Annotated in this window: 17 protein-coding genes; 7 read left to right on the top strand and 10 right to left on the bottom strand. The window is 66.6% G+C overall.

What is annotated here, in order from left to right:
• Positions 1-217: 217 nt before the first annotated feature.
• The 7 genes from AC4QBL_RS09940 to AC4QBL_RS09910 all read left to right on the top strand — a co-directional run bounded on the left by AC4QBL_RS09940 (position 218) and on the right by AC4QBL_RS09910 (position 9,534).
• Positions 218-3,109, top strand: coding sequence for an aconitate hydratase (locus tag AC4QBL_RS09940; protein WP_472907131.1), 2,892 nt, complete (start codon positions 218-220; stop codon positions 3,107-3,109).
• A 62-nt stretch (positions 3,110-3,171) separates the two neighbouring features.
• Positions 3,172-4,089 (top strand): S1C family serine protease, encoded by a 918-nt coding sequence (locus AC4QBL_RS09935; RefSeq protein ID WP_472899784.1) that lies wholly within the window; start codon positions 3,172-3,174, stop codon positions 4,087-4,089.
• Positions 4,090-4,102: 13 nt separating this feature from the next.
• Complete coding sequence (locus tag AC4QBL_RS09930; protein WP_472899783.1) at positions 4,103-5,104, top strand: AAA family ATPase; 1,002 nt, start codon at positions 4,103-4,105, stop codon at positions 5,102-5,104.
• Between the two features lie 12 nt (positions 5,105-5,116).
• Positions 5,117-6,172, top strand: a complete 1,056-nt coding sequence (locus AC4QBL_RS09925) for a DUF58 domain-containing protein (protein ID WP_472899782.1) — start codon at positions 5,117-5,119, stop codon at positions 6,170-6,172.
• Positions 6,173-6,180: 8 nt separating this feature from the next.
• A complete protein-coding gene (locus AC4QBL_RS09920; RefSeq protein WP_472899888.1) occupies positions 6,181-7,236 on the top strand; it encodes a VWA domain-containing protein in 1,056 nt (351 codons plus the stop codon).
• Positions 7,237-7,295: 59 nt separating this feature from the next.
• Positions 7,296-8,513 carry an FAD-dependent monooxygenase gene (locus AC4QBL_RS09915; RefSeq protein ID WP_472899781.1) on the top strand — a complete coding sequence of 406 codons (1,218 nt, stop codon included), beginning with the start codon at positions 7,296-7,298 and terminating at the stop codon, positions 8,511-8,513.
• Positions 8,514-8,547: 34 nt separating this feature from the next.
• The gene (locus AC4QBL_RS09910) at positions 8,548-9,534 is read left to right on the top strand and encodes a Bug family tripartite tricarboxylate transporter substrate binding protein (protein WP_472899780.1); all 987 of its coding nucleotides are present in this window, start codon (positions 8,548-8,550) and stop codon (positions 9,532-9,534) included.
• A 30-nt stretch (positions 9,535-9,564) separates the two neighbouring features.
• On the opposite strand, the gene AC4QBL_RS09905 is transcribed toward AC4QBL_RS09910, so the two are convergent.
• From AC4QBL_RS09905 to AC4QBL_RS09860, 10 genes are all read right to left on the bottom strand, one after another.
• Entirely contained in the window at positions 9,565-10,704 is a 1,140-nt protein-coding gene (locus AC4QBL_RS09905; protein ID WP_472899779.1) for an ABC transporter ATP-binding protein, read from the bottom strand.
• Positions 10,701-11,381, bottom strand: coding sequence for a molybdate ABC transporter permease subunit (gene modB / locus AC4QBL_RS09900; protein ID WP_472899778.1), 681 nt, complete (start codon positions 11,379-11,381; stop codon positions 10,701-10,703). Before modB ends, AC4QBL_RS09905 begins: the two co-directional genes overlap by 4 nt.
• Positions 11,382-11,387: 6 nt before the next feature.
• On the bottom strand, positions 11,388-12,221 hold the full coding sequence (gene modA, locus AC4QBL_RS09895; protein WP_472899777.1) for a molybdate ABC transporter substrate-binding protein: 834 nt from the start codon (positions 12,219-12,221) through the stop codon (positions 11,388-11,390).
• 24 nt (positions 12,222-12,245) lie between these two features.
• On the bottom strand, positions 12,246-13,130 hold the full coding sequence (gene kynA / locus AC4QBL_RS09890; protein WP_472907132.1) for a tryptophan 2,3-dioxygenase: 885 nt from the start codon (positions 13,128-13,130) through the stop codon (positions 12,246-12,248).
• Between the two features lie 103 nt (positions 13,131-13,233).
• Positions 13,234-14,508, bottom strand: a complete 1,275-nt coding sequence (gene kynU / locus AC4QBL_RS09885; RefSeq protein WP_472907133.1) for a kynureninase — start codon at positions 14,506-14,508, stop codon at positions 13,234-13,236.
• Positions 14,509-14,529: 21 nt separating this feature from the next.
• Positions 14,530-15,156 (bottom strand): arylformamidase, encoded by a 627-nt coding sequence (gene kynB / locus AC4QBL_RS09880; RefSeq protein WP_472907134.1) that lies wholly within the window; start codon positions 15,154-15,156, stop codon positions 14,530-14,532.
• Positions 15,157-15,247: 91 nt separating this feature from the next.
• On the bottom strand, positions 15,248-15,562 hold the full coding sequence (locus AC4QBL_RS09875; RefSeq protein ID WP_472899773.1) for a YkgJ family cysteine cluster protein: 315 nt from the start codon (positions 15,560-15,562) through the stop codon (positions 15,248-15,250).
• 19 nt (positions 15,563-15,581) lie between these two features.
• The gene (locus AC4QBL_RS09870) at positions 15,582-16,526 is read right to left on the bottom strand and encodes a class I SAM-dependent methyltransferase (protein WP_472907135.1); all 945 of its coding nucleotides are present in this window, start codon (positions 16,524-16,526) and stop codon (positions 15,582-15,584) included.
• Positions 16,527-16,596: 70 nt separating this feature from the next.
• Positions 16,597-17,553, bottom strand: a complete 957-nt coding sequence (argF, locus tag AC4QBL_RS09865) for an ornithine carbamoyltransferase (RefSeq protein ID WP_472899771.1) — start codon at positions 17,551-17,553, stop codon at positions 16,597-16,599.
• Positions 17,550-18,749 carry an aspartate aminotransferase family protein gene (locus tag AC4QBL_RS09860; RefSeq protein WP_472907136.1) on the bottom strand — a complete coding sequence of 400 codons (1,200 nt, stop codon included), beginning with the start codon at positions 18,747-18,749 and terminating at the stop codon, positions 17,550-17,552. The genes argF and AC4QBL_RS09860 overlap by 4 nt, the downstream gene beginning before the upstream one ends.
• Positions 18,750-18,763: the final 14 nt, after the last annotated feature.

Genomic DNA, 18,763 nt, shown 5'->3' with positions numbered 1-18,763 from the left:
TGGTTGCAGTATCTGGACGGACTGCGCCGCTGTCTGTGCGTCAGCCTACATACGACCCAAGCGTCGATGCCATGCCTGGTGGTGGGCGCACCCAAGACCACCCCCTTGGCGCTTGACATAAGAGGCTTGTGACCCGACAAGCCACTACAGACAGCGCGGACTCCATGGCTGCGAACAGAATGGACTCGTCAGTTTTGGCTTTTATCTGGAGTTCTTCATGACCCCGTCCGCCCGCTTTGCCCACCCGTTTGCCCATACCGTCAAACACTTCAAGACCGCGTCGGGCAAGAGTGGTCGCCTGTATTCCCTGCCAGCGCTGGCCAAGCAGTTTCCTAACGTCTCGCGTCTGCCGGTGTCGCTGCGCATCGTGCTCGAAAGCGTGTTGCGCCACTGCGATGGCGAGCGCGTCACGGCCGAGCATGTTGCGCAGCTGGCCAATTGGCAGCCCAACGCTGCGCGCAGCGACGAAATACCTTTCACGGTGGCGCGGGTGGTGTTGCAAGACTTCACCGGCGTGCCCTTGCTGGCCGACCTGGCCGCTATGCGCAGCGTGGCGCAGCGCCTGGGCCAGGACCCGAAAAAGATTGAACCGCTGGTGCCGGTGGACCTGGTGGTGGACCACTCGGTGATGGTGGACCACTACGGGACCAAGAAAGCGCTCGACCTCAACATGAAGCTGGAATTTCAGCGCAACCGCGAGCGCTACGAATTCATGAAATGGGGCATGCAGGCGTTTGAAACCTTTGGCGTCGTGCCGCCGGGTTTTGGCATCGTGCACCAGGTTAACCTGGAGTACCTGGCGCGCGGCGTGCACCTGAAGGGCGGCCTGTATTACCCCGACACCCTGGTGGGCACCGACAGCCACACCACCATGATCAACGGCATTGGCGTGGTGGGCTGGGGCGTGGGTGGCATTGAGGCCGAAGCCGCCATGCTGGGCCAGCCGGTGTACTTTCTCATGCCCGACGTGGTGGGTTTTGAGATGACCGGCCGGCTGCGCGAAGGCGTGACCGCCACCGACCTGGTGTTGACGGTGACCGAGCTGTTGCGCAGCCACAAGGTGGTGGGCAAGTTTGTGGAGTTTTTTGGTGAAGGCACGGCCTCGCTGGCGCTGCCCGACCGCGCCACCATCGCCAACATGGCGCCCGAATACGGTGCCACCATGGGCTTCTTTCCGGTGGACGACAAGACGCTGGATTACTTCCGGGGCACCGGTCGCAGCAAGGCCGAAATTGAGGCCTTTGAAGCCTACTTTCGGGCGCAGGGCTTGTTCGGTGTGCCGGGTGCGCCAGGAGCTTCCATCGGGGCGGGTGGTATCGACTATTCGCAGGTGGTCACGCTGGATTTGGGCCAGGTCACCCCCAGCCTGGCGGGCCCCAAGCGGCCGCAAGACCGCATCGAGCTCGGCCAGGTGGCCAGCCAGTTTGCGTCGCTGTTCAGCAAGCCCAACGCCGACAACGGCTTCAACCGCCCAGCCGCTTTGCTGCACACCCGCCACCAGCTGCAAGTTGACGGCGACCAAGCACTGCACGAGTTGCGCGAGCAGCCCACGCCGGCAGGAGCACCGCGCTCGGTGGCCGAAATGGACGCCAACCGGCCTGCGCGCGCCACCGCCCAGTCCGAGGCCGCCACACCGCACCCCCACTCGCTGTCGGTGGGCAACGGCGATGTCCTGATTGCGGCCATCACCAGCTGCACCAACACCAGCAACCCCGGCGTGATGCTGGCTGCTGGCCTGCTGGCGCAAAAGGCGGTGCAGGCCGGGCTCAAGGTGAGGCCGCACATCAAGACATCGCTGGCACCGGGCTCGCGCATCGTCACCGAATACCTCACCGCCACCGGTTTGCTGCCCTACCTGGAAAAGCTGGGTTTTGCGCTGGCGGGCTACGGCTGCACCACCTGCATTGGCAATGCGGGCGATCTCACGCCCGAGCTCAACGAGGTGATCACGCAAAACGACCTGGTGTGCGCGGCGGTGCTGTCGGGCAACCGCAATTTCGAAGCCCGCATTCACCCCAACCTGAAAGCCAACTTTCTGGCCAGCCCGCCACTGGTGGTGGCTTACGCCATTGCCGGCAACGTGATGACCGACCTGATGACCGAGCCGCTGGGCCTGGGCGAAGGGGGCCGGCCGGTGTACCTGGGGGACATCTGGCCCAGCAGCGAAGAGGTGCACGCGCTGATGAAATTTGCCATGAAAGGCAAGGCCTACCGCAACAACTACGAGCGCATCAAGGGCGAGCCCGGCCCGCTGTGGGCGCGCATACAGGGTGTGAGCGGCAACGCCTACACCTGGCCGGCCAGCTCCTACATTGCCGAGCCGCCGTTTTTTACCGACTTCGAACTGGCGCAGCCCGCCGAGGTGGCCCCCGCGGTGCGTGGCGCGCGCATCATGGCACTGTTTGGTGATTCGATCACCACCGACCACATTTCCCCAGCCGGCAACATCGCCGAAAACTCGCCCGCTGGCCAGTGGCTGCGGGAGCGCGGCGTGCTCAAGGCCGACTTCAACAGCTACGGCGCGCGCCGGGGTCACCACGACGTGATGATGCGCGGCACGTTTGCCAATGTGCGCATCAAAAACCTGATGCTCGCGCCCGACGCCGCAGGCTCACGCGAAGAGGGCGGCTGGACGATTTACCAGAGCAGCGGCACCGGGCAAGGCCAGAAAATGGCCATTTTTGACGCTGCCACGCGCTACCAGGCCGCCGGTGTGCCCACCGTGGTGCTGGCGGGCGAAGAATACGGCACCGGCTCCAGCCGCGACTGGGCCGCCAAAGGCACCCAGCTGCTGGGCATCAAGGCCGTGGTGGCGCGCAGCTTTGAGCGCATCCACCGCAGCAACCTGGTGGGCATGGGTGTGTTGCCGCTGCAGTTCAAGGTCGGCGATTCGTGGGAAAGCCTGGGCCTCACGGGCGACGAAACGCTGGACGTGCTGCCGCACCCCGAACTGCTGCCCCAGAGCGACGCCACCCTGGTGATCACCCGTGCCAATGGTCACTGCCAGGAAGTGGTGCTGACGCTGCGCATCGACACGCCAGTGGAAGTGAACTATTACCGCGCGGGTGGAATCCTGCCCTATGTGCTCAGGCAATTGTTGAGTGCTTGAGCGGTGCCGCGCAACGCGGCATGATGTGCACAGCGCCCATTCCGGCGCACCAGGAGAAGCCCATGCGCCAGCCTGCCCTGTACAGCCGCTCGGCCCGCGCCGCTGCGGCGGCTGCGCCCGAAGCGGTGGACACGGCGCCGCAGGAAACGCCCGCGCCACCCCAGACCCGCCTCCGGCTGGGTCAGCGGCTCACCCAGGCCGGCACCAGCCCGCGCGTGATGTGGGCCGGCATGGCGGTGCTGGGTGCGCTGCTGTTGGCCAGCGTGCTGCTGCGCGGGCCGGGCGGCGCCAGTGGGCTGACGCAAAAGGACATCGATGCGGCGGTGCTGCGCACCCTCACCACCCAAAATCTGCCTTCGGCATCGGCCCGTGCGGCTGAAAAAATCCGCCCTTCGGTGGTGCGCGTCGTGTCGTTCGCCAAAAACAAAAAGGGTGAAGACGAAGAGCAGGGCGTGGGCACCGGGGTGGTCATCGTGGACAAGGGTGTGATTTTGACCAACCTGCATGTGGTGCAAAGCGCGCAGACCATCCGGCTGGTGTTTGCCGACGGCAGCATGTCGGCAGCCAGCGTGGTGGGCGCGCAGCCTGAAAACGACCTGGCCGTGCTGCAGGCCCACACCATTCCTGACGACCTGAGCGCCGCCACCATGCGGTCCACCACCGACCTGCTGCCCGGTGAACCGGTGGTGGCCGTCGGGTTCCCGTTCGGCATTGGGCCGTCCACTTCGGCGGGTGTCATTTCAGGGCTGGGCCGCTCGTTTCGTTCGCCCGAGGGCGAGCAGGAAATTGGCAACCTGATCCAGTTTGACGCCGCCGCCAACCCCGGCAATTCTGGGGGGCCGCTGGTGACCATGGACGGCGAGGTGGTGGGCATCGTCACCGGCATCCTCAACCCGACCAGCCACCGCACCTTTGTGGGCATCGGTTTTGCAGTGCCCATAGAAAGCGCCGCCAGCGCCGCCGGTCTTCCCCCCTTCTGAAACGGAGAGCAACATGAGCGACCCCAACGCCCCCGACACCGCCCAGCTGATGGAGCAGATCCTGTACGAAGTGAAGCGGGTGGTCGTCGGGCAAGACCGATTTCTGGAGCGTGTGATGGTGGCCATGCTGGCGCAAGGCCATTTGCTGGTGGAAGGGGTGCCCGGGCTGGCCAAAACCCTGACGGTGAAAACCCTGGCCGACGTGGTGCAAGGGCGTTTCAAGCGCATCCAGTTCACACCCGACCTGGTGCCGGCCGATCTGGTCGGTACGCGCATTTACAACCAGAAAACCGGCGACTTCAGCACCGCGCTCGGCCCGGTGTTTGCCAACCTGCTGCTCGCCGACGAGATCAACCGGGCGCCCGCCAAGGTGCAAAGCGCGTTGCTGGAGGTGATGCAAGAGCGCCAGGTGACCATTGCCGGTGAATCGCACAAGGTGCCCAGCCCGTTTCTGGTGATGGCCACGCAAAACCCGATTGAAACCGAGGGCACCTACCCGCTGCCCGAAGCGCAGGTGGACCGTTTCATGATGAAGGTGGTGGTGGATTACCCGACCGACGAAGAAGAGTTCGTCATCGTCGAGCGCGTCACCGGCCCGGCGGTGCAGGTGCAGGCGGTGGCCACCACCGAGCAGCTGGCCGCGCTGCAGGCGCAGTGCCGAGCCGTGTATGTGGACCCTTCGCTGGTGCAGTACGCGGTGAAGCTGGTGTCGGCCACGCGCAACCCCGACAAGCATGGCCTGAAAGACATGGCCCGTTTCATCACCTACGGCGCCAGCCCGCGCGCCACCATTGGCCTGGTGGAAGGGGCCCGCGCGCTGGCGCTGCTGCGTGGGCGCAGCTATGCGTTGCCCGAAGACATGGCCGACCTGGTGCCCGACGTGCTGCGCCACCGCATCGTGCTGTCGTACGAGGGCATCTCGGAAGACCTGAGCCCCGATGTGCTGGTGCAGCGCATCATGGCCGCGGTGAAACCGCCCGCCAAGCCGCTGGAGCACGAAAAGCGGGTGGCCTGAAGGCACACGGCCATGTTGTTCGGTCTCTTCAAACCCCGCACCGCCGCGCCGCCGCCGGCGCCGGTCAGCGCGCCGCGCGAGCGGGCCGACGCGTTGCTAAAACGGCTCGACTGGACCGTGATCCGCCGCCTTGACGGCTTGCTGCAAGGTGACTTTCGCAGCCTCATGCGCGGCAGCGGGCTGGACCTGGCCGACCTGCGCGAATACCAGCACCACGACGACGTGCGCCACATCGACTGGAACGTGACCGCGCGCCTGCAGCAGCCGCATGTGCGCGTGTTCACCGAAGACCGCGAAATGGCCGCCTGGTTTTTACTGGACCTGAGCCCCTCGGTGGACTTTGGCTCGGGCCCGCAACGCAAGAGCACGGTGCTGCGCGACGCGGTGGCGGTGCTGGCCCGGCTGATCACCCGCCACGGCAACCGCGTGGGTGCGGTGCTCTACGGCTCGCGCGGCCAGCCGCTGGTGGACGCGGTGCTGCCGGCCCGTGGTGGCCGCGCCCACTTGCTGCAGCTGATCCACCTGATCCAGCAGCCGCCAGCGCCTTTGAATCGTGAAGCCAGCCGCGAAGCCGCAAACGGCCCAACCCGCCTGTCTGACTTGCTCAGCGCCGCTGCGCGCACCGTGCACCAGCGGGCCACGGTGTTTGTGGTGTCCGACTTCATCAGCGAGCCCGGCTGGGAGCAGCCCCTGGGCGAACTGGCCCAACGCCACGACGTGGTGGCCGTGCGCCTGCTGGACCCGCTGGAACTGGCGCTGCCCGACCTGGGCCTGATCCCGATACGCGACGCCGAAACCGGCGAACAGCTGCTGGTGGACACGCACGACGCGGGTTTTCGGCAGCGCTTTGCCCGCATTGCCGCGCAACGGGAAGCCCAGCTGCGCGAGAGCCTGGCGCGCGCGGGCGTGGACACGCTCGAACTCTCCACCGACGACGATCTGGCCGACGCCGTGCTGCGCTTCGTGGACCTGCGCAAGCGGCGCAGCCGCCTGGGGCGCGGCACACCGCGCGGCCCCGCCGGCCCGCACCTGTCGCGGGCGGGTGCACCTGAAGGAGCACGCTCATGAATGGGCCCATCACCTTTCTCTGGCCGCAGCTTCTGTGGTTGCTGTTGGCCCTGCCGCTGCTGCTGCTGGGCTACCTGTGGCTGCTGCGCCGGCGCCAGCAAACGGCGCTGCGGTTTGCCAGCCTAGCCATCGTGCGCGAGGCCATGGGCAAAGGCCCAGGCTGGCGTCGGCATGTGCCCCCGGCGCTGTTGTGGCTGGCGCTGGCTGCCATGCTGCTGGCCTCGGCGCGGCCCATGGCCAGCATCGTGCTGCCGTCGCAACAGCAGACCATCATTTTGGCCATGGATGTGTCGGGCAGCATGCGCGCCACCGACGTGGAGCCCAACCGCCTGGAAGCCGCGCAAGCCGCCGCCAAGGCGTTTCTGGCCGAGCTGCCGCGCCATGTGCGCGTGGGTATCGTGGCGTTTGCCGGCACCGCGCAGGTGGTGCAGCCCATCACCCTGAGCCGCGAAGACCTGGTGGCCGCCATCGACAAGTTTCAGCTGCAACGCGCCACCGCCATCGGCAGCGCCATTGTGGTGGCGCTGGGCGAGCTGTTTCCGGGCCAGGGGCTCGATCTGGCCAGCCTCACCTATGGCCGCAACAGCGACCCGTTTGCGCCCCAGGGCCGTTCGCTCGAACAGGCCCGCAAAGACCAGCAGCCCCCGGCGGCGCCCGTGCCGCCGGGCTCTTACACCTCGGCGTCCATCATTTTGCTCACCGACGGCCAGCGCACCACCGGCGTGGACACCGCAGAAGCCGCCCAACTGGCCGCCGACCGGGGCGTGCGCGTCTACACCGTGGGCATTGGCACGGTGGACGGCGAAGTGATCGGGTTTGAAGGCTGGTCCATGCGGGTGCGGCTGGACGAAGACACGCTGAAAAGCGTGGCCCGCACCACGCAGGGGGAATACTTTTACGCCGGCACGGCTGAGAACCTCAAGCAGGTGTACGAGTCGCTCAGTACCCGGCTCACGGTGGAGAAAAAGGAAACTGAAATTTCGGCTCTGCTCGCGCTGCTGGCTTCGGTGCTGGCGCTGCTGTCGGCCGGCTTGTCGTTGTTCTGGTTCAACCGCGTGCTTTGACCGCGTTGCCCTGACCTGCGTCAAGGCCGCCGCGCACGCGGGCGGCACAATCGCTTCCCATGAATGAACATGTGGTGGTCGCCGGTGGCGGCATTGGGGGCTTGGCCTGCGCGCTGGCGCTGGCCCGGGCCGGGGTTTCGGTGGACGTGCTGGAGCAAACCAGCGCCTTTGGCGAAGTGGGCGCGGGCCTGCAACTGGGGCCCAATGCGGTGCGCGTGCTGCATGCCTGGGGCCTCACAGACGAGCTGCAGGCCTGCGCCGCCTTTCCCGAGCTGCTGTGGGTGCGCGATGCACACAGCGGCCAACGGCTGGGGCAGCTGCGCCTGGGTGCCATGGCCCTGGCCCGCTACGCCCAGCCCTACGCCACCCTGCACCGCGCCGACCTGCACGGCCTCTTGCTGCGCGCCGTCCAGCAAGAACCCGGTGTGCGCCTGCACCTCAACACGCGTGTGGCCGCTTATGAGCAGACGGCCGATGCCGTGCAAGTGACGACCGAAAGCGACACGACGCTGGAGGGGCAGGCCCTCATTGGCAGCGACGGCTTGTGGAGCCGTGTGCGGTCGCAGATGCTGGGCGCGCAGCCGGTGCGCGCCAGTGGCCACCTGGCCTACCGGGGCATGGTGCACCGCGACGACCTGCCCGCCGCGCAGCGCGACAACGCGGTCACCGCCTGGCTCGGCCCGCGCCTGCATGTGGTGCATTACCCCGTGCGCAGCGGCGAGTGGTTCAACGTGGTGGCGGTGGTGCACGGTGTGCTGGGCCAAGGCCATGGCGGCCCGGTGGGCAGCGACCCGCAAAGCTGGAGCCATGAAGCCCAGGCGGCCGACCTGAAACGCGCACTTGGCCCGGCCTGCAAAGACCTGATGACCATGATCGATGTGGTGAAGGGCTGGAAACTGTGGGCGCTGAACGACCGCGCGCCCATGACCGGCCCGCATGAGCACGCGCACGGCCGGGTGGCGCTGCTGGGCGATGCGGCCCACCCGCTGCGCCCTTACCTGGCGCAAGGCGCTGCTATGGCCATAGAAGACGCCTGGACGCTCGGCCGCCTGCGCGATGCCGCACCCGTGGCAGACTGGCCCGACCTGCTGGCGCGGTACGCGCAGACCCGCTGGGCGCGCAACGCCCGCGTGCAAAGCCGCTCGCAGCGCAACGGCACCATTTTTCATGCCAGCGGCCTGCTGCGCTGGGGCCGCAACAGCGCCATGGCCCTGCTGGGCGAAGGTCTGCTGGACAATGCCTGGCTGTACGAGGGGCCGCCCGACCCGCTCGACTGACCTGCCCACCGACACCCTGACCGAGAGAGACACCATGAACGCCACACACTGCCCCAACCGCCGCCAAGCCCTGGTTGTTGCTGCCACCCTGGCCAGCGCCTGGGCGCTGCCCACCGCGCAGGCCCAAACCACCTGGCCCAGCCGGCCGCTGAAAATCGTGGTGGGTTTCCCCGGGGGTTCGTCGCCCGACCTGATGGCGCGTGCGCTGGCCGAGCCCCTGTCGCAGGCGCTGGGCCAGCCCGTGGTGGTGGACAACCGCCCGGGCGCCGGTGGCAACATTGCCGCCGCCCTGGTGGCCCGCGCCACCGACGACCACACCATCGGGCTCATGATCAACGGCAACATGACGATCGCCAAGATCCTCAACCCGGCCACAACCTACGACCCCTTGACCGACCTGGCGCCGGTGTCGCTGCTGGCGGTGTCGCCCCTGGTGCTCACCGTGCCGGCCAACACCCCCACCAGCGGAGCCGGGTTTTTTGCAGCTGCGCGCGAGGCGGGCGACCGCTGGAACTACGGCACCCCCGGCGTGGGCACGGTGGCGCACTTGGGCATGGAACTGCTGAAAGGCCGCGCCGGCCTGGCGCCGGTGCATGTGCCTTACCAGGGCAATCCGCAGGTGATTTCGGCCATGTTGGGTGGCCAGATCCAGATGGCCTTGCTGCCACCGGGCCTGGCCCTGGCCCAGGTGCGTGGTGGCACCTTGCGCGCCATCGGTGTCACGTCGCGCGGGCGCAGCAGCGTCGCGCCCGAACTGCCCAGCCTGGCCGAGCTGGGCGTGCGCGACATGCAACTGGAAATCTGGAACGCGGTTGCAGCGCCCAACAGCCTGCCCAAGGCCCATGTGAACCGCCTGGCCACCTTGTTGACGGACATCGTGCGCCGCCCTGAAATTCGCCAGACCATTTTGAACCAGGGCTGGCAGGTGGCGGGCACCTCGCCCGAGGGGCTGGCGCAGCGCGTGCGGGCCGACACGGCCGCCATGACCGACGTGATCACCCGCAACAACATCCGGCCCTGAGCCAGCAGCGGTGATCCGGTTGGGCGGGCCTCAGCCCGCCGAAGCCAGCGCGCCCGCGCCGGTTTTGATGGGCATGATGTGCAGCATGCTCAGGTCCATGCACAGTTGCAGCGATTGGCCCGGCACCAGCGGGCCCACCTGCGGGCCGGTCAGCATGATCTGAAAGCTGGCCTGGGGTCCGTCCAGGCATTGCAGGCGCAGCAGCCACACATCGCCCAGGTGGCGCAGCGTGACCACCCGCACCTGCAGGCTCAGGCCGTTGGGTGGTGGCGCGCTGGACGCAGCGGTTTCGTTACACAGCCGCAAGCCTTCACCCGGCACCACCCAGGCCACCGACTGCCCCGGCTCAATGCGCCCTTTGTCGCGCACCGGCAGGTGCATGGCAGCGTCGCCGGTGCCCCAGCGCAGCCAGCCGGTGCCATCGGGGCTGTTGGCGTCGGGCCCCAGCCACACGCCGTCAAAGCGGTTGGCAATGCCCACGATGTCGGCCACGCGGGCGTTGCGCGGGGCGCGGTGGATGGCGTCGGCGCGGCCTTGCTGCAGCACCGCGCCTTCGGCCATCACCACCAGTTCGTCGGCCAGCAGGCGGGCTTCGTTCAGGTCGTGGGTGACCAGCACCATGGGCACGGCAATGTCTTCGCGCAGCTCGGCCAGCAGCGCATACAGCGTTTGCCGGTTCATCTGGTCCACGGCTGAAAACGGCTCGTCCAGCAGCAGCACGGCCGGCTCGCGCACCAGCGCGCGCGCCACGGCCACGCGCTGTTGCTGCCCGCCCGAGAGCTGGGCCGGGCGGCGCTGCATGTGCTCGGCAGTGAGGCCCACGCGGCGCAGTATGTCAAGCGCGCGGGGCAGGCGATCTGGCCCACGCAGGGGCAGGGCCACGTTGTCCAGCGCGGTCATGTGGGGCATGAGCGCGTAGTCTTGAAACACCAGACCCACGTTGCGCTGCTGTGGCGGCACCCACAGGCCTTGTGCGGTGTCGCACCAGCAGGCGCTGCCCACGTTGATGCGGGCGTTTTGCGGCTTCATGAGCCCGGCGATGGCGCGCAGCAGGGACGTTTTTCCCGCGCCCGACGGCCCCACCAGCGCCACCAGCTGGCCCGGCGCGCACTGAAAGCTGCCCGCCAGGCGCATGGGCAGGGCTTGGTCGATGCTGACCTGCAGGCTCATGGTGTGGTCTCTGGGCGGGGGCGGCCAAGCCGGCGGCTGGCCAGCAGCGACGCCGCGATGGCCAGCAGCGAAATGAGCAGCAGGGTGAGCGACATGGTGTGCGCAGCGCGCGTGTCAAACGCCTGCACCCGGTCGTAAATGGCGATGGCGATGGTTTGCGTTTCACCCGGGATGCTGCCGCCCACCATGAGCACCACGCCGAATTCGCCCAGCGTGTGGGCAAAGGTCATGACCGCTGCCGACATGATGCCGGGCCACACGAGTGGCAGGTCCACCTTGGTGAAGCGTTCCCAGGCCGAGAGGCCGCACACCAGCGCCGCTTCGTGCAGGCTGGGGGGCACGTTTTCATAGGCCCGCTGCAGCGGCTGCAGGGCGAAGGGAATGTTGAACACCAGCGAGGCAATGAGCAAACCGGTGAAGCTGAAGGTGAGCTGCACACCGAAGAGTTGCTGCGCCAACTGGCCCAGCGGCGAGCTGTTGCCCAGCCCCACCAGCAGGTAGTAGCCCAGCACCGTGGGCGGCAACACCAGCGGCAGCAGCATGGCGGCTTCGACCCAGATTTTCCAGCGCGCGGGCGTGCGCGCCAGCCAGCGGCCGAGCCACAGGCCCAGCGGTAGCAGCAGCGCCACCGTGGCGCCGGCCAGCTTGAGCGAGAGGGTGAGGGCGGTCCAGTCCATGCGCCGTCAGGGGGTCTTGGCGGCGGTGGGCTGGGTGAAGCCGTGGCGGCGCAGCACGGCCTGGGCGGCGGGTGTTTGCAGGTGGGCGTAAAAGGCGCGGCTGGCGGCGTCGGCACCGCGCACCAGCACCATGCGCTGGCGCAGCGGCTGGTGCCAGCTTTCGGGAATCAGCGCAAAGCTTCCCAGCGCCGACACCGCAGGCGCCAAAGCCAGCGAATACGCCACGATGCCGCCTTGCGTGCTGCCCGAGGTGGCGAACTGCGTGGCTTGCGAAATGTTTTCGCCCAGCACCAGCCGCGGCTGGATGGCCGGCCACAGGCCCGCGTGTTGCAGCGCTTCCATGGCCCGCGTGCCGTAGGGCGCGTGTTCCGGGTTGGCAATGGCCAACTTTTTCAGCCGCCCGTCTTTCAGCGCCAGCGCCAGGTCTTTGAGCTCACCGTCGGCCTTCAGCGGCGAGCCCTTGGGCACCATCAGGCCGATGCGGCCCACGGCATACAGCACGCCCCGGTCTTCGGTTTTGCCAGCATCGGCCAGCTGAAACACAAAGTTTTCATCCGCCGACAAAAACAGCTGGTAGGGCGCACCTTGCAAAATTTGGCGGTAAAAATTGCCGGACGACCCAAACACCAGCCGCACCGGGCTGCCGCCCGCTTTCTGGTGCAGCGCGGCCACTTCTTCCAGCGCAAACTTCAGGTCAGAGGCAGCCACCACCACCGGCTGCGCGCGTGCTGCCGAAGTGCCCCACGCCACCGTTGCTGCGGCCAGCCAGCCGACCACTACCAACAACCGGCGGCGAGACGGGATGAAAGGACGGAGGTGCTGAGAGGATGGCGTGCTCATCCGGCCATTATCACCAGCCGTGCGTTACAGGTCGGTACGCAGGCGCCAGATTTCGGGGAACAGCACCACGTCGAGCATCTTGCGCAGGTAGCTCACACCGCCGGTGCCGCCGGTGCCGCGCTTGAAGCCAATCACGCGTTCCACGGTGGTGACGTGGCGAAAGCGCCAGAGGCGAAAGGCGTCTTCCAGGTCGGTGAGTTCTTCGCCCAGCTGGTACAGGTCCCAATGGTCTTTGGGGTTGCGGTACACCTGCAACCAGGCTTGTTGCACCGCGTCGCTGGCTTCGTAGGGCTGGGTCCAGTCGCGTTGGGTGTGGCTGGCGGGCACCGCCAAGCCACGCCGGGCCAGCAGGCGCAGCGCTTCGTCGTACAGCGACGGGGCTTCATACGCTGCCTGCACCACGGCCAGCAGGTCGGGCCGGTGCGCGTGGGGCTTGAGCATGGCGGCGTTTTTGTTGCCCATGGCGAACTCGATGCAGCGGTACTGGTGGCTCTGGAAGCCGCTGGACTGGGCCAGGTAGGGCCGCAGGGCGCTGTATTCGGGCGGCGTCATGGTGGCCAGCACGTCCCAGGCGTGTACCAGCTGTTCCATGATTTTGCTGACACGCGCGAGCTGCTTGAAGGCGGCGTTCAGCTCGTCGCTGGCGATGTTGTTCACCGCGGCGTGCAGCTCGTGCAGCATCAGCTTCATCCAGAGTTCGCTGGTCTGGTGCTGCACGATGAACAGCAGCTCGTCGTGCGCGGGCGACAGCGGTTTTTGGGCGCCCAGAATCGCGTCGAGCTGCAGGTAGTCTCCGTAGCTCATGCGCTCGCTGAAGTCGAGTTGGGCCTTTTCTTCGGCGACGATGGCTTCGGTGGCGTGCGCGGCGGCGGGGGCTGTCGATGAAATGGGGTTGTGTGGGCAGGCCATGGGGTGTCTCCGTTCGCCCTGAGCTTGTCGAAGGGCTTGTGCAATGCTGGGTTGAGAGGGCTTCGACAGGCTCAGCCCGAACGGCGGTTTGGATGAAACGGCATCAGGTGACGGCGTGTTGGCGGTTGAATTCGGGGCGTTTCCACTCGCCGCTTTCCAGCACCTGCTTGAGGTGTTCCACCGCGAGCCAGACCTCCTCAAAGCCGATGTAGAGCGGGGTGAAACCAAAGCGCAGGATGTCCTTGTGGTTGCCGCCGTCGCCCGCTCGGTAGTCACCCACCACGCCGCGCGCAATCAGCGCTTGCACGATGGCGTAGGCGCCTTCGTCCCGTGTCAGACAGACTTGTGAGCCGCGTTCTGCGTGCGTCCGTGGCGTTGCCAGGCCCAGGCCGTGTCCTGCGCAGCGCTCTTCCACCAGCGTGATGAACAGGTCGGTGAGCGCCAGCGACTTGGTGCGTAGCGCGGCCATACCGCCGAGCGCTTCGGCGGCGGTGAACACGTCAAGCCCGCAGTCCAGCGCGGCCAGGCTGATAATGGGCTGGGTGCCGCACTGGTAGCGGGTGATGCCGGGGGCGGGCTGGTAGTCGGGCGTGAAGGCGAACGGAGCCGCGTGGCCCCACCAGCCGGCCAGCGGTTGCCAGAAGCGGTTGGCGTGTTTCGGGTTCACCCACACAAAGGCGGGTGCGCCGGGGCCGCCGTTGAGGTATTTGTAGCCGCAGCCTACGGCGTAGTCGGCGCTGGCACCGCTCAGGTCCACCGGCACGGCGCCTGCGCTGTGCGCCAGGTCCCACACCATCAGTGCGCCGGCGGCGTGGGCGGCGGCGGTCAGGGCGGCCATGTCGTGCATGGCGCCGGTGCGGTAGTTCACATGGGTGAGCATCAGCACCGCCACTTGCTCGTTCAGCGCGCCCGCGATCTCTTCTGGCTCGACCAGCACCAGCTCCAGTCCGCGCTCTTTGCACAGCGCCTCGGCAATGTAGAGGTCGGTCGGGAAGTTGCTGCGCTCGCTCACGATGCGCTTGCGGGCCGGGCTGTCCACCGCAGCCATGTTCAGCGCCGCGCTAAGCACTTTGTAGAGGTTGATGGACGTGCTGTCGGTGGCTACCACTTCGTTGTTGCCCGCGCCAATGAGTCGGGCGATCTTGTTGCCCACTTGTTGGGGCATGGCAAACCAGCCGTTTTTGTTCCAGCTCTGGATCAGGTCGGTGCCCCATTCGCGGGCGACGGTGTCGGCCACCCGCGCCGGGGTGGCGGCCGGCATTACGCCGAGCGAATTGCCGTCGAGGTAAATGGTGCCATCGGGAATGCTGAACAGCTGGCGAAGGCTGCGCAAAGGGTCTTGGGCGTCGAGTTGGATGCAGTCTTGCTGGGTGATCATGGGGGCTCCGTTGGCAGGGGTTTAAAGCGCTCTGAGCACCGCGCGCACAGGGCTGGCGTCGGCGGTGGTGAGCTTCAGGGGCAGGGCAATCAACTCGTAGTCGCCTTCGGGCACATCGTCGAGCAACAGGTTTTCCAGCACCCGCAGGCCGCGCTGGCGGATCACCTGGTGGCTGAGCAGCGCCTTGCTGTCGGCGGGGTCGATGCTGGCGCTGTCGATGCCGATGAGCTTCACACCCAGGTCGGCCAGCAGCGTGACGGTTTCGGGAGCGAAGGCGGGCAGGGTGTCGTCAAAGTGGTCTTGCGGCTGGCGCTCGTAGACCCGCACCAGCACGCGCTCCGGCAGGTTTTCCATGGCGTGCGCAAGGTGCGCGGGCTGCACCAGCGGACCACAGCCGATGGCATGGATCACCCGGCAGGGGCCCAGAAATGCGTCCAGATTCACCGCGCCGATGGCTTCGCCCTCGGGGTCGTAGTGCAGCGGCGCGTCGGCGTGGGCGCCCACGTGGGGCGACAAGGTGATGGCGCTCACGTTCACCGGGCAACCGGGCCCGATGCTGGCGACCCAGGTTTGTGCGTACGCCGTGTCACCCGGAAAAACCGGTGCAGCCGCGTGGATGGAGGGGGAGATGTCCCAAAGCTTTTTCATGGTGCCGTGAAGGTAGCACCGGCCAAAAAACCGTGGTGTCGGTTATTTCCAACAAGCTCTGAAAATGTTTAGGTCTGAAGCAGTTGGTGTTTCAGTGCGAGCCTGAGAGCGGTGGCAGACCGTGGCGTTGGCGCGCCCGCTCGCAGGCGTCGCTGCCCTCTTCAAACTCGCGGCAGGGCGAGGGGCGCCATTCGTAGATGCCGCAGCCGATCTTCACGCCCAGCTTGCCGGACAAGGCGGCGCAGCGCGGGGGCGAGTGGTCGGTGCCGCGCATGCGGCAGGTGCTGGCAGTCACTTCTACCGCCAGCCCGTCGGGCACCGCGCCGCCCTCGGCCTGGGTTTCAAACACCGAAAAATCAACCCGGAAACTGGCGCAGCAGGCGCCGCAAGATGTGCAGGCAGACATGGGTAGATCGGGGCGGGTGTCAGAGGCTGGGCGGTGTGGCGCTTTTCGCTGCCAGTTCGGGCGCGCTGTACACCAGCACCTTCAGTGAGCGCTCGTCTGACACGTCGGCAAATACCGCCGGGTTGGGCAGGCGCTCTTCGAACACCAGTTCGGGCGCTGCCTCCTGCATCTGCTCTCGCAGAAACGTGGCGCTCAGCTCGGGCGCGTTCAGACACAGCAACACCTTACCGCCGGGGCGCAGCAGGTCGGTCAGGCGGCGCATCAGCCGCAGGTAGTCTTTGGTGGCCACAAAGCTGCCTTTCTGGTAGCTCGGGGGGTCCACCACGATCAGGTGATACGGCCCGCTGCGGGTGATCTTGCCCCAGGTTTTGAAGATGTCGTGGGCCAGAAAACTGGCGCCGGCCTGCAGCCCGTTGAGCGCGTGGTTTTGCTGGCCTATGGCCATGGCGCCCGCGCTCATGTCCACATTCACCACCTGCTTGGCACCGCCTTGCAAGGCCGCCACCGAAAAGGCGCCGGTGTAGGCAAACAGGTTCAGCACCTTCTGGCCGGTCGCTTGCGCGCGCACCCATTCGCGGCCTTCGGCCATGTCCAGAAAAAGACCGTGGTTTTGTCCCTTGAGCACGTGCACCAGGTAGCGCGCGCCCCGCTCGCTCACCACGTGCGGCTGTGGCACAGCGCCGGCCATCAGGCGGGTTTCGGTCTGCCCGGCCTGGCGGCACTGGTAGACCCAGTTCAGGGGCTCGTCGGGTTGCAGCTGGGCCCACCGGGCGGCCAAGGCGTTGTGGACCAGGGCCAGTTCGGCGTCGGTAGCGGGCTGGAAGCTGGTGAGCAGCCAAACCGGCGGAAAAGCATCCAGCGCCCACTGTTCGCAGCCCGGGTGCAAACCACCGCGGCCATGAAAAATACGCCCAGCGTCGGTGGGAGCGTCCATCTGTGTGATGGCGTCGAGCAAGGCTTGCATGGGTTTCCTGTTGGGGGCGGGCCTCACGGCCGACCATGTTGGGACTTCTGGGTGTCCAGAGAATCAGAGATCAGAGCCGGCCCAGCAGCAGGTACTCCATCAGGGCTTTCTGCGCGTGCATGCGGTTTTCGGCCTCGTCCCACACCACGCTTTGTGGCCCGTCGATCACCTCGGCGCTCACTTCTTCCCCGCGGTGCGCGGGCAGGCAGTGCATAAAGAGCGCATCGGGCTTGGCCACGGCCATCATGGCCTCGTCCACGCACCACTGGGCAAAGGCAGCGCGGCGCACTTCGTTTTCGGCTTCATAGCCCATGCTGGTCCAGACGTCGGTGGTGACCAGATCGGCGCCCGCGCAGGCTTCCTTGGGATCTTTGAAGACTTTGTAGCAACCGGGGTTGCCGATGCCGGCGAGCTGGGGGTCCACTTCGTAGCCGCTGGGCGTGCTCACGTGCACCGTGAAGCCCAGCAACTCGGCGGCCTGCAGCCAGGTGTTGGCCATGTTGTTGCCGTCGCCCACCCAGGCCACCACCTTGCCTTTGATGGCGTCCAGCGGGTTGCCGCTGGCAGCGGGGCGGTATTCGACGAGGGTGAACAGGTCGGCCAGAATCTGGCAGGGATGGAATTCGTTGGTCAGGCCGTTGATGACGGGTACGCGCGAGTGCGCGGCAAACGCTTCGATCTTGCTTTGCTCAAAGGTCCGGATCATCACCAGGTCCACCATGCGGCTGATGACCTTTGCGCTGTCTTCAATCGGTTCTGCGCGGCCTAACTGGCTGTCGCCGGTGGTGAGGTGCACCACCGAGCCGCCGAGTTGGTACATGCCGGCCTCAAAGCTCACGCGTGTGCGGGTGCTGGCCTTCTCGAAGATCATGGCCAGGGTGCGGTCCGGGTCGGCGAAAGGCTGGTGCTTTTCAAACGCCTTGAACTTGGCCTTGATGAAGGCTGCGCGCGTGAGCAGGTAGGCGTATTCGTCGGCGCCCAGGTCTTTGAACTGCAGGTAGTGCTTGAGGTTCATGGCGGCATTCATTCTGAGAGAAACGCGTGGATCAGTGGCAACAAGATGGCGGCCACTTCGTCGGCCTCTGCGGTGGTCATGATCAGTGGCGGCACGATGCGGATCACGTTGTCAGCGGTCACGCTCAGCAGCAGGCCGGCGTCGGCCGCGCGTTGTGTGATCACGCCGCAGGGCTTGGCGAGTTCAATGCCGATCATCAGGCCCTGACCGCGAATGTCCTTCACGCCGGCCAGCCCTTGCAGGCCGGCCTCGAGCGCTGCATGCAGGTGGGCGCCCACGGCCGCAGCGTTGGCCAGCAGGCCGTCTTCTTCCATGATGCGGATGGTCTCAGCCCCGGCGCGCATGGCCAGGGGGTTGCCGCCGAAGGTGGTGCCGTGGTTGCCCGGCTGAAAAATGTGGGCCGCCTTGGGCCCCGCCACCACGGCGCCAATAGGCACACCTGAGCCCAACCCTTTGGCCAGCGGCATAACGTCCGGCTTGATACCGGCCCATTGGTGCGCAAACCACTTGCCGGTGCGGCCCATGCCGCACTGCACTTCGTCAATCATCATCAGCCAGTCGCGGGCGTCGCACAGCGCGCGCAGGTCTTGCATGTAGCCCACCGTCATCGGGTTCACACCGCCTTCGCCCTGAATGGCTTCAAAAAACACCGCCACCACATTCGGGTTGCCTTCGGTTGCTTTTTTCAGCGCTTCAATGTCGTTCACCGGCACGCGGATGAAGCCTTCCACCAGCGGGCCAAAACCAGCCTGAATTTTGGGGTTGCCAGTGGCTGAGAGCGTGGCAATGCTGCGCCCGTGAAAGGCTTTCTCGTAGACCACGATTTCGGGGCGCTCAATGCCTTTGTCGTGCCCGAATTTGCGCGCCAGTTTCAGCGCCGCTTCGTTGGCTTCCAGGCCGGTGCTGCAGAAGAACACGTTGGTCAGGCCAGAGCGTTCCACCAGCATTTGCGCCAGGCGCTCCTGGTCGGGCACGTGGTAGTAGTTGCAGCAGTGCATCATTTTGGCCACCTGCTCCTGCAGCGCAGGCACCAGCTTGGGGTGGCCGTGGCCCAGCGTGTTTACCGCGATGCCGGCCAGCGCGTCCAGGTATTCCTTGCCGTTCACGTCCCACACGCGGCAGCCTCGGCCGTGCGACATCGCGATCGGCAGTCGGCCGTAGGTGTTCATCACGTGGGGCGAGGCGGCGGTGGTCAAGGCAGCAGACATGCAGGACTCCAGTG

Source organism: Hydrogenophaga sp. L99 (genome assembly GCF_058731905.1).
Note: the sequence above shows the minus strand (reverse complement) of the source record. Positions and strands in the feature narration are given on the sequence as shown.

What these genes read in the sequence shown, in the direction of transcription:
- AC4QBL_RS09940 (WP_472907131.1), top strand. Translation starts at nt 218, where the DNA reads ATGACCCCGTCCGCCCGCTTTGCCCACCCGTTTGCCCATACCGTCAAA.
- AC4QBL_RS09935 (WP_472899784.1), top strand. Translation starts at nt 3,172, where the DNA reads ATGCGCCAGCCTGCCCTGTACAGCCGCTCGGCCCGCGCCGCTGCGGCG.
- AC4QBL_RS09930 (WP_472899783.1), top strand. Translation starts at nt 4,103, where the DNA reads ATGAGCGACCCCAACGCCCCCGACACCGCCCAGCTGATGGAGCAGATC.
- AC4QBL_RS09925 (WP_472899782.1), top strand. Translation starts at nt 5,117, where the DNA reads ATGTTGTTCGGTCTCTTCAAACCCCGCACCGCCGCGCCGCCGCCGGCG.
- AC4QBL_RS09915 (WP_472899781.1), top strand. Translation starts at nt 7,296, where the DNA reads ATGAATGAACATGTGGTGGTCGCCGGTGGCGGCATTGGGGGCTTGGCC.
- AC4QBL_RS09910 (WP_472899780.1), top strand. Translation starts at nt 8,548, where the DNA reads ATGAACGCCACACACTGCCCCAACCGCCGCCAAGCCCTGGTTGTTGCT.
- AC4QBL_RS09905 (WP_472899779.1), bottom strand. Translation starts at nt 10,704, where the DNA reads ATGAGCCTGCAGGTCAGCATCGACCAAGCCCTGCCCATGCGCCTGGCG.
- modB (WP_472899778.1), bottom strand. Translation starts at nt 11,381, where the DNA reads ATGGACTGGACCGCCCTCACCCTCTCGCTCAAGCTGGCCGGCGCCACG.
- modA (WP_472899777.1), bottom strand. Translation starts at nt 12,221, where the DNA reads ATGAGCACGCCATCCTCTCAGCACCTCCGTCCTTTCATCCCGTCTCGC.
- kynA (WP_472907132.1), bottom strand. Translation starts at nt 13,130, where the DNA reads ATGGCCTGCCCACACAACCCCATTTCATCGACAGCCCCCGCCGCCGCG.
- kynU (WP_472907133.1), bottom strand. Translation starts at nt 14,508, where the DNA reads ATGATCACCCAGCAAGACTGCATCCAACTCGACGCCCAAGACCCTTTG.
- kynB (WP_472907134.1), bottom strand. Translation starts at nt 15,156, where the DNA reads ATGAAAAAGCTTTGGGACATCTCCCCCTCCATCCACGCGGCTGCACCG.
- AC4QBL_RS09875 (WP_472899773.1), bottom strand. Translation starts at nt 15,562, where the DNA reads ATGTCTGCCTGCACATCTTGCGGCGCCTGCTGCGCCAGTTTCCGGGTT.
- AC4QBL_RS09870 (WP_472907135.1), bottom strand. Translation starts at nt 16,526, where the DNA reads ATGCAAGCCTTGCTCGACGCCATCACACAGATGGACGCTCCCACCGAC.
- argF (WP_472899771.1), bottom strand. Translation starts at nt 17,553, where the DNA reads ATGAATGCCGCCATGAACCTCAAGCACTACCTGCAGTTCAAAGACCTG.
- AC4QBL_RS09860 (WP_472907136.1), bottom strand. Translation starts at nt 18,749, where the DNA reads ATGTCTGCTGCCTTGACCACCGCCGCCTCGCCCCACGTGATGAACACC.